The sequence below is a fragment of the Pseudoalteromonas sp. T1lg22 genome, from assembly GCF_002964645.1.
Classification (GTDB): Bacteria; Pseudomonadota; Gammaproteobacteria; order Enterobacterales; family Alteromonadaceae; genus Pseudoalteromonas.
Genome location: NZ_PQBY01000002.1, coordinates 348390 through 362196 on the forward strand (window position 1 = coordinate 348390; position 13807 = coordinate 362196).

Below are 13807 nucleotides of genomic sequence, written 5' to 3' on the forward strand. Positions count from 1 at the left end.
CCACTGATTTGCAGTCATTTACCCCTATAAATTGGCAATTATCCTGATTTTACCTGAATTCCTTTATTGTCCGGCTAATACCCAACGGCCCAGATCCCGCACCTCAATATGGATGTATTCTCACTCTGAGCGCATTAAATTTCAGATTAATAAAACTTATCCGAAAATGATATTTTTTTTAGTTTGTTTGCACCCATAATGGCTCGCATAATAGCGCCTCTTTTTTAGTCCTATTACACTTTGGAGTCGAGCAACTTGGACGTCAACCTTGGAATTCAAATCATACTTGGAGCACTGGCTATTGGCGCTTTCTTTATTAGTCATGGCACCCTGCTGCGTATCGCCGCAAGTATCGCCATTGGTTTGTTATTTTTTGTCCATGCTCAGCAGTTAGTTACACCTAATGGTTTGACTAACATTACCCTAGTGTTAATTAATACCTTCTATTTATTTAAGGTATACACCAGCCGCGTTGGCCGCACTCTAGTGTAAAACAGCGCAAAAATAACGCACTTGGTACCACGGCACAAAAATGCTGTGGTACAAGTCAAATAAAATAGGCTAACATCAGCCTAGCTGTAATTTATTTGGCCGAGGCGATTATGAATTCTTCTTCTCCAGCACGCGACAGCGACCTATTTGCAGAGTTTATGGGTGATGTTACCCCCATGGCAAAGCCAGATACCGTCAGTTACTTTCAACGCTCATCTAAACCCACGCTTGCACAGCAGGAGAAACGTCGGGCAGCGGAGCAAGCGATCCAGTTCGATGACAACCTGCTCGCAAGCGAACATGTTGAACTACTCGATCCCCATGATTTTCTAGCCTTTAAAAAATCCGGTGTGCAAGAAGGCGTGTATAAAAATCTGCGCCTTGGTAAATATGATGTGGATGCCACCTTAGATTTGCACGGTCAAACCCTGGTCCAGGCACGCAAGGCCATGTATGAAACCATTACCGACTGCCATGAACGGAATATTCGCGTATTACTGATAAGGCACGGTATTGGAGAAAAGAGCCAGCCCCATAAAGGCCTGCTAAAAAGCTATGTGAACCATTGGCTGCAGCAACTCGATTGTGTTTTGGCTTTCCATAGCGCCCTAAAATGCCACGGCGGCCTTGGCTCCACCTATGCATTATTGAAAAAAAGTGCGCAGAAAAAACTGGAAAACCGAGAACTGCACGCCAAGCGCTAAGACTCGAATATCAGGCAAAAAAAAAGCCGAGCTCAGCTCGGCATTTTTATGCATTGGAATGGTAGTGTTCTAGCCCTAGACCTTATAAAGGCATGGCGTTAGCTTGGTTGAACCAGGCCGCTAATCCGAGAAAAGCAACCCAAATCAATATATAGCTAAACTTAGCTCCACCTTGATTGTGTTTCATAACGCTTCCCACTTGGCTTAGCCTTTTAGCGGCTAAGATTATTATTATTATTTTTTACATCAAGTATGTAACGGCACATACTATAAGCAAGCGGCAAAAAATTAACAAGCTGTTTACTTAGACAGTAGTAATTTAGTATTGCCGCTGCCTGTCTATGCAATGGAGCAAAGCTTCGCCCCGCTGTAAGCGCTGATAATTAGTCACCACCTGCTCAACCACGGTATCTATCCTGCTTAGCGCACTGCAATGGGGAGTGACGATCAGGTTTGGAGTTTGCCAAAACATGTGCTCTGCGGGCAAAGGCTCCTGATTAAAGACATCGAGAGATGCGCCACCAAGTTGCTGCGCTTGCAGCGCCGCCAGTAAATCCTCTTCCACCACATGGGCACCACGGCCAACATTTATCACTACCGCATGATCGGGCAGTTTAGCCAGCAAATCGGCATTGATTATCCCTCTTGTTTGCTCGGTCAAGGGCAAAATACACACCAGATAATCGCTTTGTGCCAACATGGTATTCAGACCCAGTTCACCATGAAAATGCTGCACCTCATCACTATCGGTTTTAGCGCCATTAGAATAAGCCATCACAGAGCAACCATTAGCGCTTAAACGCTTGGCTATGGCTTGCCCAAGTTGACCAAAACCCAGCAAACCCACCCGATTATGAGAGCGTACTCGCTTGGGCCGCCAAACTTGCTGCTCTTGCTGATGCATATAACGGGGCATATTGGTTTTATGCAGTAACACCTGAGTTAATACATATTCGGCCATATCCGCAGCCAACTCAGGGTCGACAATGCGACCGACGGGCAGGTGCGCGGGAATAGCCGCCAAGTTCAATCCATCGACACCGGCACCAAAAGACATTACCGCGCGCACATTCGGCAACTGCGACCATAATTCTTCAGGTACCTGCCAGCCGAGCACCATGTCTACGCCCTCGGCATCAACTATATTCGGCCATACCTGTACCTTATCAGCCCCCAATTGCGCCTGAAGCTGGGCTTCTAAACGCTCGATATTACGATTAGGAATGGCTAACAATAAGCTCATCGACTACTCCCGAACAATAAAAAAGAGCAGTATCACATAGCCTTAGTGCAGCGTCACTAGGCTATTTTGCAATGGCCGCTTTAACCCTCGCCCAGTCTTAAAACTGTCACTTATTTTACACCTTAGTGTCATGGTCGATTTTTAATCTAGCTATTATTTCGTTGCCAAAGGGCACAGTATGATCAGCATTGATAAGGTCGTAGAAGATAACCTACCGAGTTTAGCAAACTCACCCAAGGTAAAGGGGCTGGTTAAAAAAGGCCTGGGTTATTTGTTACATGAGCAGGAGTTTGTTGCTTTTGGTGATAATTACCCACACTTACAGGGCCTGGAGTTTATCGAGCAAGTTTTAGAAGAGCTGGATTTCAGCGCGCGATTTAACTCCGCGCAACTGGACAATATTCCCAGCGAAGGGCGCTTGGTAATAGTGGCTAACCACCCTATCGGCTCACTTGATGCCCTGGCATTGATCAGCGTGTTGGCGCGAGTCCGCCCGGATATCAAGGTGGTCGCCAACCGCTTACTGATGAGTGTCACCCCCATGCACTCCTTATTATTGCCGGTGGACAATATGTCCGGCAACAGCCGTAAAAAAGAGCTGGGCGCTATTCATCAACATCTTAAGGATGAAGGAGCCCTGTTGATTTTCCCCGCCGGAGAGGTATCGCGTTTGCGTCCAACCGGCGTCAAGGACTGCACCTGGAACCACGGCTTTTTACGCATTGCTAAAAAAGCCAGCGCCCCTGTTTTGCCAATTTTAGTTAAGGCCAAGAACAGCCCGCTGTTTTACGGCACCTCAATGATCTACAAGCCACTGGCCAGCCTCTTGTTGGTCAAGGAAATGTTCAAGCAAAGACAAAAGTCGCTGGAATTTGAAATTGGCGCCGCCATAGTGCCCAAGTCATATCTGCTTGATAACCTCAACGATAAAGAGATCAGCCGCCTGATCCGCAAACAGCTTTATCGTCTTGGCACGAAAAAGCCTGAGCTATTAAAAACTCAGACGCCTATTGCCCATGCCGAGTGCCGCAAGGCCTTGGTATCGGCCCTTAATGACTGCGAGCGTTTGGGAGAAACTCAGGACGGCATGCATATTTATCTGTATCAGTATCAGGGCAGCTCGGCGCTGTTTCGCGAACTTGGCCGTCTGCGGGAAATCGCCTTTCGCGCCGTGGGCGAAGGCAGTGGCAAACGTCGCGATATAGACAAATATGATATGGACTATCATCACCTCTTGCTTTGGGATCCAAAGCAGCTGGAGTTAGTAGGCGCTTACCGACTGGCCTGTGCCGACGAAATCATCAATAAACAAGGGCGTCAGGGCCTGTACACGGACAGCCTGTTCGACTACGAGCCGGGCATGGATGAATATTTCCAGCAAGGCATAGAGCTCGGGCGCAGCTTTGTGCAACCAAAGTACTGGGGCCGCAAGAGCCTGGATTATTTATGGTTTGGCATTGGTGCCTTCGTTAGCCGCTACCCCAAGTACCGCTATCTATTCGGCGCCGTCAGCCTCTCTAATGCACTGCCGGAAAATGCCAAGGAGCTGCTGGTGTACCACTACCAACATTATTATGGACAAGTGCAGCAACTGGCTATTCCTAAACATGAGTTTAAACACAGTGACGATACTCAGGCCTATGCGCAAAGCCTGTTCTGCGGAAATGATGTTAAAGCGGACTTTACCGAGTTAAAGCATATTTTGGCCAATATGGGCGCCCAGGTGCCAACCCTGTTCAAGCAATACACTGAACTTTGCCAGGAGGACGGGGTCTCATTTTTAAGCTTTAGTGTCGACCCTGACTTTAATAACTGTATCGACGGCCTGGTATTGGTCGATATGGCCAAGCTGAAAGAGAAAAAGGCGCAGCGCTATCTCACCAATGATGCCCTGATCGCCCGTACAAAAGAAAACTAGTTAACAGATTCCCCCAACCACAAAAAAGCCGGTTTTCACACCGGCTTTTTCATCTCTTAATTACAGTGCCCACTCTTAAGAGCAGGCGAACACCTGCTTTAGCGTCTGGGCATAAATATCGGTAATAGCAGTAAGATCCGCCACTGCAACCCGCTCATTATCCTGATGGATGGTGTGGTTGCGTACACCACACTCCACCACCTGAGTGTGCTCGTTGGCAAAAAAGCGCCCATCGGATGTGCCGCCACTGGTGCTGAGCTTAGGATAACTGTGAGTACAGGCATAAATGGCGCTTTCCAATACCGCAATCAGATCGATATTGCCACCACCGGAGGTGTAATAAGGCTCACAAGGGCGCTCCCAACTGATTTCAATCTCATTTAACCAAGGCGCCAGGGCCTGATTGACCATGTCCTGCACATCATTACTGCGATAACCATGGCTATAGCGCACATTAAAGGTCAGCTGGCACTGGGCTGGCACCAGGTTATCCAAACTGTTAGGTACATGTAGGCCGGTCACCTGTAATGTGGTTTTCGAGCCCTCAATATCCTTATGCCAGTGAATTTGTTGCAGCGCCACCGCCAATTGCGCACCAATATGCGCGGCATTGACCGTATGCTCTGGATAGGCAACATGTCCGGCGCGACCCTTAACACTAATGCGTGCCGACAAGGCGCCACGACGACCATTTTTGATGGTATCACCGGCATGCAAATCAGCGGTGGGCTCGCCGACAAGACAGGCGTCTAAACGCACACCCTGGTTTGCCAGATGCTTAGCAATCTCGGCACTGCCAAACTCGGCCTCACCCTCTTCATCCGAGGTGATCAACCAATAGAATTGTCCCTGAGTTGGCTTAGCCGCCAATAAGCGATCGGTGGCCGCCAGCATGGCCGCGACCCCGCCCTTCATATCCGCGGCACCTCGACCATAAATTTCGCCATCGATAATGTCGCCAGCGAAAGGATCGCAGCGCCAACGCTCGGCGGCGGCTGGTACCACATCTATATGGCCGCAAAACGCAAAGGCACTCCCTGGGCCAAACTCGTATTTAGCTATCAGATTGCTCACCCCCTGGCACTCAAAGAGCTCACAACTAAACCCCCGCTGTGTAAGTTGCTGTTCAAGCCAGGCGATGGCACCGGCCTCATTGGGAGTAACCGAGGGAAAACGAATAAGCTGTTGCAAGTACACAAGCTCATCCGCAAGATTCGAAACCTTTGCCTTAAGGCGAGCAGCGTTCGACATAAAATGCTCCATAACATGGCGTTAAAGCCATTACAGCGCCTTTTTATGACAGCCTTATGTCAACTTTTTGCCTTATAACCGACGCAAAGTTTAATCTAAATCAAAGATCCACCGAGGCGATACGCAAACGCGGATGAAAGCTTGATCTAGAACAGTTTTTATTTTCCAACAGCCCTGATAATGGCGCCATCAGCACAACAAATTTAAAATTTCTACTTAGGAAGATGAAGATGAAAAAAACACTTAGCGCAGCTTTAGTTGGCCTTTTACTTGGAACCTCTTCTCTTGCTCACGCAAACCTGAGCATTAATGTGGGTGCCATTAATGTAAACCCAGACAGCGAAGTGTCTAAAATCGACCAAGATCCAACGCTTGGCCTAAACGTTGATGACGATACGCAGCTGGGTATTACCATCGACTACGCCCTAAACGACAACTGGGTGTTAGAGCTAATCGCAGCCACGCCATTTAGCCACGACGTGGACGGTCGTACCGGTCTTAAAGGTGCATCAATCGGTGAAGTTAAACACTTACCACCTACGCTTCTTGGCCAGTACCACTTCGGTCAGGCCGGCGATAAGTTCCGCCCGTTCGTAGGTGCCGGTATTAACTACACCATCTTCTTCGATGAGCAAGCGAGCCAAGATCTTAAAACCGTATTGGGTACCAACGACGTAGAATTAAAGCTAGACGACTCATTGGGCCTTGCCGCTCAGGTTGGTTTTAACTACGCGCTGGACAAAAACTGGGGTCTACACGGCATGGTCAGCTACATGGATATCGACAGCGACGCAAGCGTTTATGCTGATGGCGTTAAGGCACTGACCGTTGACGTTAAAATCGACCCTGTTGTTGCCATGTTCGGTGTACGTTACAGCTTCTAAATACCAATTCTGTTAAGTATGTGAACAGATATAGCGCTGGATAAATGATGTGATAACAAGGCGGAGTTTTTCCTATGTAGTTATTCTACATACAAAAATTCCAACGCAGTGAGCACGATATTTAGCCCGCTAGAATGATTAGCTATTTAAGTGAATTGGTATAACCAAGCCCACACTTGCTAATGTAAGCAAAGCAAAAGCGACTAACCCTGATTAGTCGCTTTTTTTTGTTCCAGCATGGCCTTCCAATGCTCTATCTCCGGCGGCAAAACCGGCGTTTCACCCTTATAACCAGTCAAGGCCACTATCTCTTCAACATCCACCACTCCTTGGCGGCTGCGAAATACGCCGCGCACATAAGCAATGGCATGTAAGCCTTTCTTTGTTGTAAATTTTTGTTCGATATAGAAGTACTTATGATCCCAGCCCACCAAGCGCGTGGACACGGTGAATTTTTGCCATGGCTTAATATCGCGAATATAGGTGATGGCCGTGGCATTGACTATGGGAAACCAGCGGCGCTTCATCACTGCACCCAGCATGCCCAGTCGCTCTGTCATCCAGGTGCGGGCAATATCCATCAAGGCTAAATAGCGGGAATTAGTCAGATGCAGATTAATATCGCAATCAAGAGGCCAGGCGCGAAAGTCGATATCCACGGATTCCAGTAAAGATTGGCGCGCTTTATTACGTTTAATCCTAAAAAATAACCACAACAGCCGAAAATATAGGTTCAAGGTGTGCTCCTAGAGATCCATTAAACAGGTAAGACCAGCATGGTATCACCGCTTTAATAAAAGCTCACCTATTGCTTTACCCCTTTAAAACATACCAGCAAGGCATTGAATCCATTACCTTCATAGGTAAGGGCATATAAAAATGGGCACCCTGAGGTACCCATCTGAAATAACCTGGCAAAAACTGCCGATTACACTTTTACGGTCTTTCGGTTAATACCGTATTCGCGCAATTTGTTGGCTACCGCGGTGTGACTGAGTCCTAGGCGTTTAGCCAACTGCCGTGAGCTCGGGTAAGCAGGATAAAGCTTGCGCAACAAGGTGGCTTCGAAACGCTTAACCGCCTGATCTAAACTGCCTTCAAAATCCGACTCCAGGTAACCCAGATCATTGGTAAAGGTCGGCAATTGCAGATGCTCTACGGTCAGCTCACTGTCATCGAGTAAGGACACGGCACGATAAATGGCATTTTCCAACTGGCGGACATTGCCCGGCCAAGGGTACTGCTGCAAATACTCTATGGTTTCTTCACTTAAGGTGGGAACCGGAGCACCATTTTGCTGCGCATATTTTTGCACAAAATGCTCAGCCAGCGGGCCGATATCGGCCTTGCGATCGCGCAGTGGCGCAATGTCCAAGGTCAATACATTGATGCGGTAATAGAGATCTTCACGGAAGGTTCCCTCTTGCACCATGGCCGGCAGGTCTTTTTGTGTCGCGGCAATAATACGCACGTTCACCTTAACCTCGTTTTCATCACCGACCTTGCGGAAAGTGCCGTCCTGCAAAAAGCGCAGCAACTTGGTTTGCAGCTGAGATGACATCTCCCCCACTTCATCGAGGAAAACCGTGCCGCCATCTGCCTGCTCTAACACCCCGCGTTTTGGCGCGGCGTTGTCTTCATAGCCGGCATAACCAAAGAGTTCAGACTCGGCAACATCATCGGGAAGTGAGGCACAAGACAGGGCAATAAAGGGTTTAATAGAACGGTTCGACGCATAATGACAGGCCCGCGCCAATAGTTCTTTACCGGTACCGGTTTCGCCGGTGATCAGAATGGGCGCTTCTAACTGCGCCATCTTTCGGGCTTCACGCACGGTGCGGCGCATGGCCGTTGAATAGTTATGTATGGTGGCAAAACTTTCCTGACCGTAGCGACGAAACGCGCTAACCTGCTGTCCTAATCGGCTTTGCGATTTGATGTTGATCACCGCACCGGCCAGGGCATTTTGGTCATCCCCTTGCGGGACGGATATTGGCAGAATATCGGCGATAAAGTCTTCCCCGCCCACTTCTACCCGAGTGGTTTGTCCCAACACTTCTTTACCCTCAAGCCAGCGGGTAAAGTTAAAGCCTTTAAGCAGGTTATTTATGTTGGCACCCACAGCTTCCTGCTCTGTCATTTGCAAATCGCGACAGGCGGCGGCATTGCACAGGCGCACCCAGCCCTTGTTATCGATAGAGATGACGCCATCGGGCAGCGCACTGAGCAGGGTATTAAGTTCATTATGCTCACGTTCCGAGGGTAAAAACGCCGTGGTCCGCACATCCTCAACGCCATGAATAAGGCGAATGGACGGCATGATTTTTTGAAACTGTTCAAACTCAATGGGCGGGAAACTAACATACATGCGGCAATTCTTGGCATCTACCTCAATGCCTTTTAAATCAACCTGATAGTTAACCAGTATATTTAGTACCTCTTGGGCGATACCAATTCGGTCCTGACAATAAATTTCAAGACGCATGTGTTCCTCAGTCGCGGTTTATCTGTGTGGCTGGCGCAATCATACGCTAAATTAGCAATAATTGGGTAGCAAATTGTAAAGATTACTGCACAAACTTGCTAATGCCATATTGCCGAGGCGTGACGTCCTCTGCACATAATGGTTCATTTATCGTTAATTCATAACTCTTCCCCTGATGCCAGTGGGTATGTATACTGTGGCGCGTTTGTCGCTAGGATAAAGTGGCGCCCGCGCTACCAGCCAGGTAGTTTGCCGCTCTTTTATCCTGCCGATACAGGCCAGCTATCTGGGTTCATCTAGGGTTTCCATCCAAGGTTTCACCTGAGGTTTACAGTAGCAAAAGCAACAATAATAAGGCCTCACAAATAGCAGCGATGCCCAGCATTGCAAAATAATAAATTTGTAAGTTAGGAAGTATTTTTAATGAGTTCAGTACCAAAAACAGGTGATTTTCTAGGTCACCCTAAGGGGCTCTTCCTGCTGTTCTTCACAGAAATGTGGGAACGCATGAGCTACTACGGTATGCGCGGTATTTTCGTGCTTTACCTTTCTACTATTGCTACCGCTGCCGCCATGGGCTGGGATATGTCCTACTTCGGCATCGACCCAATGTCAGCAGGCGCCGACGAAGAATATCAAAAAGCATTGAATTCAAATGCCCTGAGCATCTTGGGTTTCTATGCCTTCTTAGTATATGTAACGCCAGTACTTGGCGGTTGGTTTGCAGATAACATCTCGGGCCAGCGTAAAGCCATTATCACAGGTGGTGTGATCATGGCCCTAGGTCAATTTGCCCTAGGTACACCGCATGCCATGGTTCCTGGCCTAGAGCTTGAATTTATGTACCTGGGTCTTGGTCTACTTATTATCGGTAACGGTTTCTTCAAACCAAATATCTCGACCATGGTAGGCGACCTTTACTCTGAAGGTGACAAACGTCGCGATGGCGCATTTACCATCTTCTACATGGGTATCAACCTGGGCTCTATCCTGGGCTACTTCGTAGTTGGCTCTATCGGTGAGAAATTTGACTACCAGTACGGCTTCTTAACAGCCGGTGTAGGTATGCTTCTTGGTGTTATCCTGCAGCTGTCTCTTGCTAACAAGTACCTGGGTAATATCGGTACCGTGCCTGCGGCAAAGCAAGGCGGTGACGACAACCAAGGCGCTGCTAAAAAACCTCTTACTAATGAAGAGCGTGACCGCATCAAAGTAATTTTGATCATGAGCTTCTTCACCATCATTTTCTGGGCCGGCTTCGAGCAGGCTGCGGGCTCAATGAACCTTTTCGCTAAATACAAAACTGACCTGGTATTCTTTGGTTGGGAAATGCCGGCGAGCTGGTTGCAAGCAGTTAACCCTATTTTCATCATCTTGCTAGCACCTATTTTTGCCAGCTTCTGGATCCGTATGGGTGATAGAGAGCCGGATTCACCGCGCAAGTTTGCCCTGGGTATGTTCTTCCTTGGCCTGGGCTTTATCTCCATGGTGGGTGCGGCACTGCAAATCGGTGACGATGCCAATACCAAAGCCCATGTGATCTGGTTAGTTATGGCCTATGTATTCCACACCATGGGTGAGCTATGTTTATCGCCTATCGGTCTGTCTATGGTATCTAAGCTAGCGCCACTGAAGTACACCTCACTCCTTATGGGTATGTGGTTCTTCTTCTCGGGTATCGGTAACTACGCGGCCGCTGAAATCGGTAAGCTGGTTGGTGATGCTGGCCCATTAAGCACCTTCGGTGGCGTGGCCATCATGGCGTTCCTCGCTGGTATCTGCTTATGGTTAATGGCTGACAAGCTAGTTGACTGGATGCATGGTGCAGAAGGTACGCATGACGAAGAGCAGCTGCTAGAAGAAGAATTAGAACTCACAGGTGAGAAGCAGTAATTCTTCCATAGAAGTCAAGAAAGGCGCCTTAGGCGCCTTTTTTATTACCCGATTTAACGAAAAGCTTACACCAGCAGGATATCGTACACCTTTATTTACACTTAACCCATTAGTTAATTAGCCCCCCACTCTTTCGCTTTCGAACAAATTCTCCGATTATGCGCTCAAACAATTATGGCTTGATGGCAATGGCGGCGCTTTATTTTCAGCAACGACCTTTACCGCTAGAGCCTAGCCAAACACACAGCAAGTGGAGCTAAATCATGAGTGAAGTAAATAACCCATTAGGCCTTAAGGGCATCGAGTTTACCGAGTACGCAACACCAGATGCGGACTATATGGACAAGATCTTTACCGACTTTGGCTTTTCAAAGTTAAAGAAATTCAAAGATAAAGACATCCTTTACTACAACCAAAACGACATTCATTTCCTATTGAACAACGAGCGCGGCGGCTTCTCTGCAGAATTTGCTAAGAGCCACGGTCCGGCCATTTGTTCTATGGGTTGGCGTGTAGAAGATGCACAAAAAGCCTTCGACACTGCCGTTGAGCGCGGTGCCAAGCCTGCAACCGATTCTACGCACAAAGACATGCCTTACCCTGCTATCTACGGTATCGGCGACAGCCTGATTTATTTCATCGACCAGTTCGGTGACAAGGGCAGCATCTACGACACTGACTTCGTAGACCTAGAAGAGCAAAATGTAGTAGAAAGCAAAGGCTTTATCCGCATCGACCACCTGACCAACAATGTGTACAAGGGTACGATGGAAACATGGGCTAACTTCTACAAAGACGTATTTGGCTTTACCGAAGTACGTTACTTCGACATCAAAGGTCAAAAAACAGCCCTATTGTCTTACGCCCTTAAATCACCATGTGGCACCTTCTCGATTCCAATCAACGAAGGTAAAGACAACAACAACAACCAGATCGATGAGTACCTAAACGAGTACAATGGCCCGGGTGTACAGCACTTAGCCTTCCTTACTGACGATCTTGTCGCCTCACTTGATAAACTTGATCAAAGCAACATCGCGACCTTGGATATCGTAGATCACTACTACGACACCATCTTCGACCGTGTTCCTGGGTTAAAGAAGATAAAGAGAAGATCAAACAGCACCAGATCCTGGTAGATAGCCAAAGCGAAGATTGTTACCTGCTACAAATCTTCACCAAGAACCTATTTGGTCCTATCTTCATTGAGATGATCCAACGTGTTGATGATGGCGGCTTCGGTGAAGGTAACTTCCAGGCCCTGTTCGAGTCTATCGAGCGTGACCAAGAGCGCCGTGGCGTTATCTAAGCGCCCCCAAATCTAGCGCCAAAAAGCAGCGTCCACCTTTGTGTGGGCACTGCTTTTTTAAGTTCCGAGCCCTTGTTTTTTTTATTCTTGGCTCAATAACAGATAAAAGCTTTAGCAAAAGGAATAACTCATGCAACTCAATGAAACGCACGATATTAACCTGACCAGCTGGGTCAGCTCTGCGAACGACGGCAAAACTGATTTCCCAATCCAAAACTTGCCTTTTGCCACCTTTCGCCGCGCCGGTAGCAGCGAAGCATTCCGTGGTGGCGTCGCCATTGGTGTTCAGGTAGTAGACTTAGCCGCCGTGGCCAAACTCGGCATCTTCAGCGGTCTTGCCCAAGAAGCCGTTGAAGCCGCGTCACAAACCAGTCTAAATGCCTTTATGGCCATGGGTCAGGCGCACTGGTCGGCACTGCGTCTTGCGCTTTCACAAGCATTGCGCACGGGTAGCGAGCACGAGCAAGCACTAAGCGACGCTTTGATTGCCCAAACAGAAGTAGAATATGACCTGCCATGTCATATCGGCGACTACACCGACTTTTATACTTCTATCTACCACGCCACAGCGGTAGGCAGCCTGTTCCGTCCGGACAACCCTTTACTGCCTAACTACAAGTGGGTACCAATCGGTTACCACGGCCGTGCTTCAAGCATAGGCGTGAGCGGTCAAACCTTCCCTCGTCCTAAGGGCCAAACTAAGGCTCCGGATGCGGATACACCGACTTTCGGCCCTTGTAAGCGTCTGGACTACGAGCTAGAGCTGGGTATTTACCTTGGTAAGGGTAACGAGCTGGGCGAGTCAATCGCGCTTGATGATGCAGACGAGCACGTATTTGGCTTCTGCCTATTTAACGATTGGTCGGCGCGTGATTTACAAGCCTGGGAATATCAGCCGCTAGGCCCATTCCTGGCGAAAAACTTCGCTTCAACCGTATCTCCTTGGGTTGTGACCAATGAAGCGCTTGTACCTTATCGCTTGGCCTGGACTCGCGACGAGAACGAGCCGCAACCACTTGAGTACCTGGAATCGGCTAAAAACCGTGAGCAAGGTGCCCTTGATATTCAAATGGATGTAGCGGTAGAGACCGAAAAAATGCGCGCCGAAGGCACGCCAGCGGCCAAGCTGTCACAATCAAGCTTTAAGCATTCATATTGGACGGTAGCGCAAATGGTTGCGCACCACACAGTAAACGGCTGTAACTTTAACGCCGGTGATATGCTGGGTTCGGGCACTCAGTCTGGTCCTGAGCATGAAGAAGCGGGCTCGCTACTTGAGCTATCGCGCGGCGGTAAAGAGTCGCTTGACCTGGGTAATGGTGAAAGCCGTAAGTTCCTGGAAGACGGCGATACCGTGATCATGCGCGGTTGGTGTGAGAAGCAAGGCTTCGCACGCATCGGCTTCGGCGAATGTCGCGCCACCGTTTTACCTGCCAACTAATAGATTGCCAGGTAGTTTCCCTTCCCAGTTGACGGCTTATCTAGCCTGGAAGGATAACTAATAAAAATGCAGCTTTCGTGCTTTTGACCACGATAAGCTGCTTTTTTTTGCGGTCAATTACAATTTTTTGCTGGATTTTTAAACTCACCTTGTTATCTTAGCAGGGTTTTTATCAGTAATTTGTCCT

The 13807-nt window shown here is 48.4% G+C and carries 10 protein-coding genes and 1 pseudogene; 7 read left to right on the plus strand and 4 right to left on the minus strand.

The window, feature by feature from the left end; translation table 11 throughout:
- Positions 1 to 255 precede the first annotated feature (255 nt).
- Together C2M24_RS01575 and smrA are read left to right on the plus strand one after the other, a co-directional pair.
- Complete coding sequence (locus C2M24_RS01575; RefSeq protein WP_105200968.1) at positions 256 to 492, plus strand: hypothetical protein; 237 nt, start codon at positions 256 to 258, stop codon at positions 490 to 492.
- 110 nt (positions 493 to 602) lie between these two features.
- Positions 603 to 1196 (plus strand): DNA endonuclease SmrA, encoded by a 594-nt coding sequence (smrA, locus tag C2M24_RS01580; protein WP_105201096.1) that lies wholly within the window; start codon positions 603 to 605, stop codon positions 1194 to 1196.
- A gap of 319 nt (positions 1197 to 1515) precedes the next feature.
- Here smrA and C2M24_RS01585 read toward each other — a convergent pair whose 3' ends face one another.
- Positions 1516 to 2439, minus strand: a complete 924-nt coding sequence (locus C2M24_RS01585) for a 2-hydroxyacid dehydrogenase (protein WP_105213070.1) — start codon at positions 2437 to 2439, stop codon at positions 1516 to 1518.
- Positions 2440 to 2617: 178 nt separating this feature from the next.
- On the opposite strand from C2M24_RS01585, the gene C2M24_RS01590 reads away from it, so the two are divergent.
- A complete protein-coding gene (locus C2M24_RS01590; protein ID WP_105213071.1) occupies positions 2618 to 4357 on the plus strand; it encodes a GNAT family N-acyltransferase in 1740 nt (579 codons plus the stop codon).
- Positions 4358 to 4432: 75 nt separating this feature from the next.
- On the opposite strand, the gene dapE is transcribed toward C2M24_RS01590, so the two are convergent.
- On the minus strand, positions 4433 to 5608 hold the full coding sequence (dapE, locus tag C2M24_RS01595; RefSeq protein ID WP_105213146.1) for a succinyl-diaminopimelate desuccinylase: 1176 nt from the start codon (positions 5606 to 5608) through the stop codon (positions 4433 to 4435).
- A 230-nt stretch (positions 5609 to 5838) separates the two neighbouring features.
- Between dapE and C2M24_RS01600 the strand changes: the two genes are divergently transcribed.
- The gene (locus tag C2M24_RS01600) at positions 5839 to 6492 is read left to right on the plus strand and encodes an OmpW/AlkL family protein (protein ID WP_105200965.1); all 654 of its coding nucleotides are present in this window, start codon (positions 5839 to 5841) and stop codon (positions 6490 to 6492) included.
- A 203-nt stretch (positions 6493 to 6695) separates the two neighbouring features.
- Here C2M24_RS01600 and C2M24_RS01605 read toward each other — a convergent pair whose 3' ends face one another.
- Both C2M24_RS01605 and tyrR read right to left on the minus strand, forming a co-directional pair.
- A complete protein-coding gene (locus tag C2M24_RS01605; RefSeq protein WP_105213072.1) occupies positions 6696 to 7229 on the minus strand; it encodes a thioesterase family protein in 534 nt (177 codons plus the stop codon).
- Between the two features lie 191 nt (positions 7230 to 7420).
- Positions 7421 to 8977 (minus strand): transcriptional regulator TyrR, encoded by a 1557-nt coding sequence (tyrR, locus tag C2M24_RS01610; protein ID WP_105213073.1) that lies wholly within the window; start codon positions 8975 to 8977, stop codon positions 7421 to 7423.
- 423 nt (positions 8978 to 9400) lie between these two features.
- Here tyrR and C2M24_RS01615 point away from each other — a divergent pair, with 423 nt between their 5' ends.
- The 3 genes and pseudogenes from C2M24_RS01615 (at position 9401) to fahA (ending at position 13620) form a co-directional block, all read left to right on the plus strand.
- Complete coding sequence (locus tag C2M24_RS01615; protein ID WP_105200963.1) at positions 9401 to 10870, plus strand: peptide MFS transporter; 1470 nt, start codon at positions 9401 to 9403, stop codon at positions 10868 to 10870.
- A 263-nt stretch (positions 10871 to 11133) separates the two neighbouring features.
- Positions 11134 to 12179, plus strand: a pseudogene (gene hppD / locus C2M24_RS01620) (4-hydroxyphenylpyruvate dioxygenase).
- A 130-nt stretch (positions 12180 to 12309) separates the two neighbouring features.
- The gene (fahA, locus tag C2M24_RS01625; RefSeq protein WP_105213074.1) at positions 12310 to 13620 is read left to right on the plus strand and encodes a fumarylacetoacetase; all 1311 of its coding nucleotides are present in this window, start codon (positions 12310 to 12312) and stop codon (positions 13618 to 13620) included.
- Positions 13621 to 13807: the final 187 nt, after the last annotated feature.

Excerpts from the sequence above, each read along its gene's own strand:
- C2M24_RS01615 (WP_105200963.1), top strand. The coding sequence starts at position 9,401 with ATGAGTTCAGTACCAAAAACAGGTGATTTTCTAGGTCACCCTAAGGGG.
- fahA (WP_105213074.1), top strand. The coding sequence starts at position 12,310 with ATGCAACTCAATGAAACGCACGATATTAACCTGACCAGCTGGGTCAGC.
- smrA (WP_105201096.1), top strand. The coding sequence starts at position 603 with ATGAATTCTTCTTCTCCAGCACGCGACAGCGACCTATTTGCAGAGTTT.
- C2M24_RS01600 (WP_105200965.1), top strand. The coding sequence starts at position 5,839 with ATGAAAAAAACACTTAGCGCAGCTTTAGTTGGCCTTTTACTTGGAACC.
- dapE (WP_105213146.1), bottom strand. The coding sequence starts at position 5,608 with ATGTCGAACGCTGCTCGCCTTAAGGCAAAGGTTTCGAATCTTGCGGAT.
- C2M24_RS01590 (WP_105213071.1), top strand. The coding sequence starts at position 2,618 with ATGATCAGCATTGATAAGGTCGTAGAAGATAACCTACCGAGTTTAGCA.
- tyrR (WP_105213073.1), bottom strand. The coding sequence starts at position 8,977 with ATGCGTCTTGAAATTTATTGTCAGGACCGAATTGGTATCGCCCAAGAG.
- C2M24_RS01585 (WP_105213070.1), bottom strand. The coding sequence starts at position 2,439 with ATGAGCTTATTGTTAGCCATTCCTAATCGTAATATCGAGCGTTTAGAA.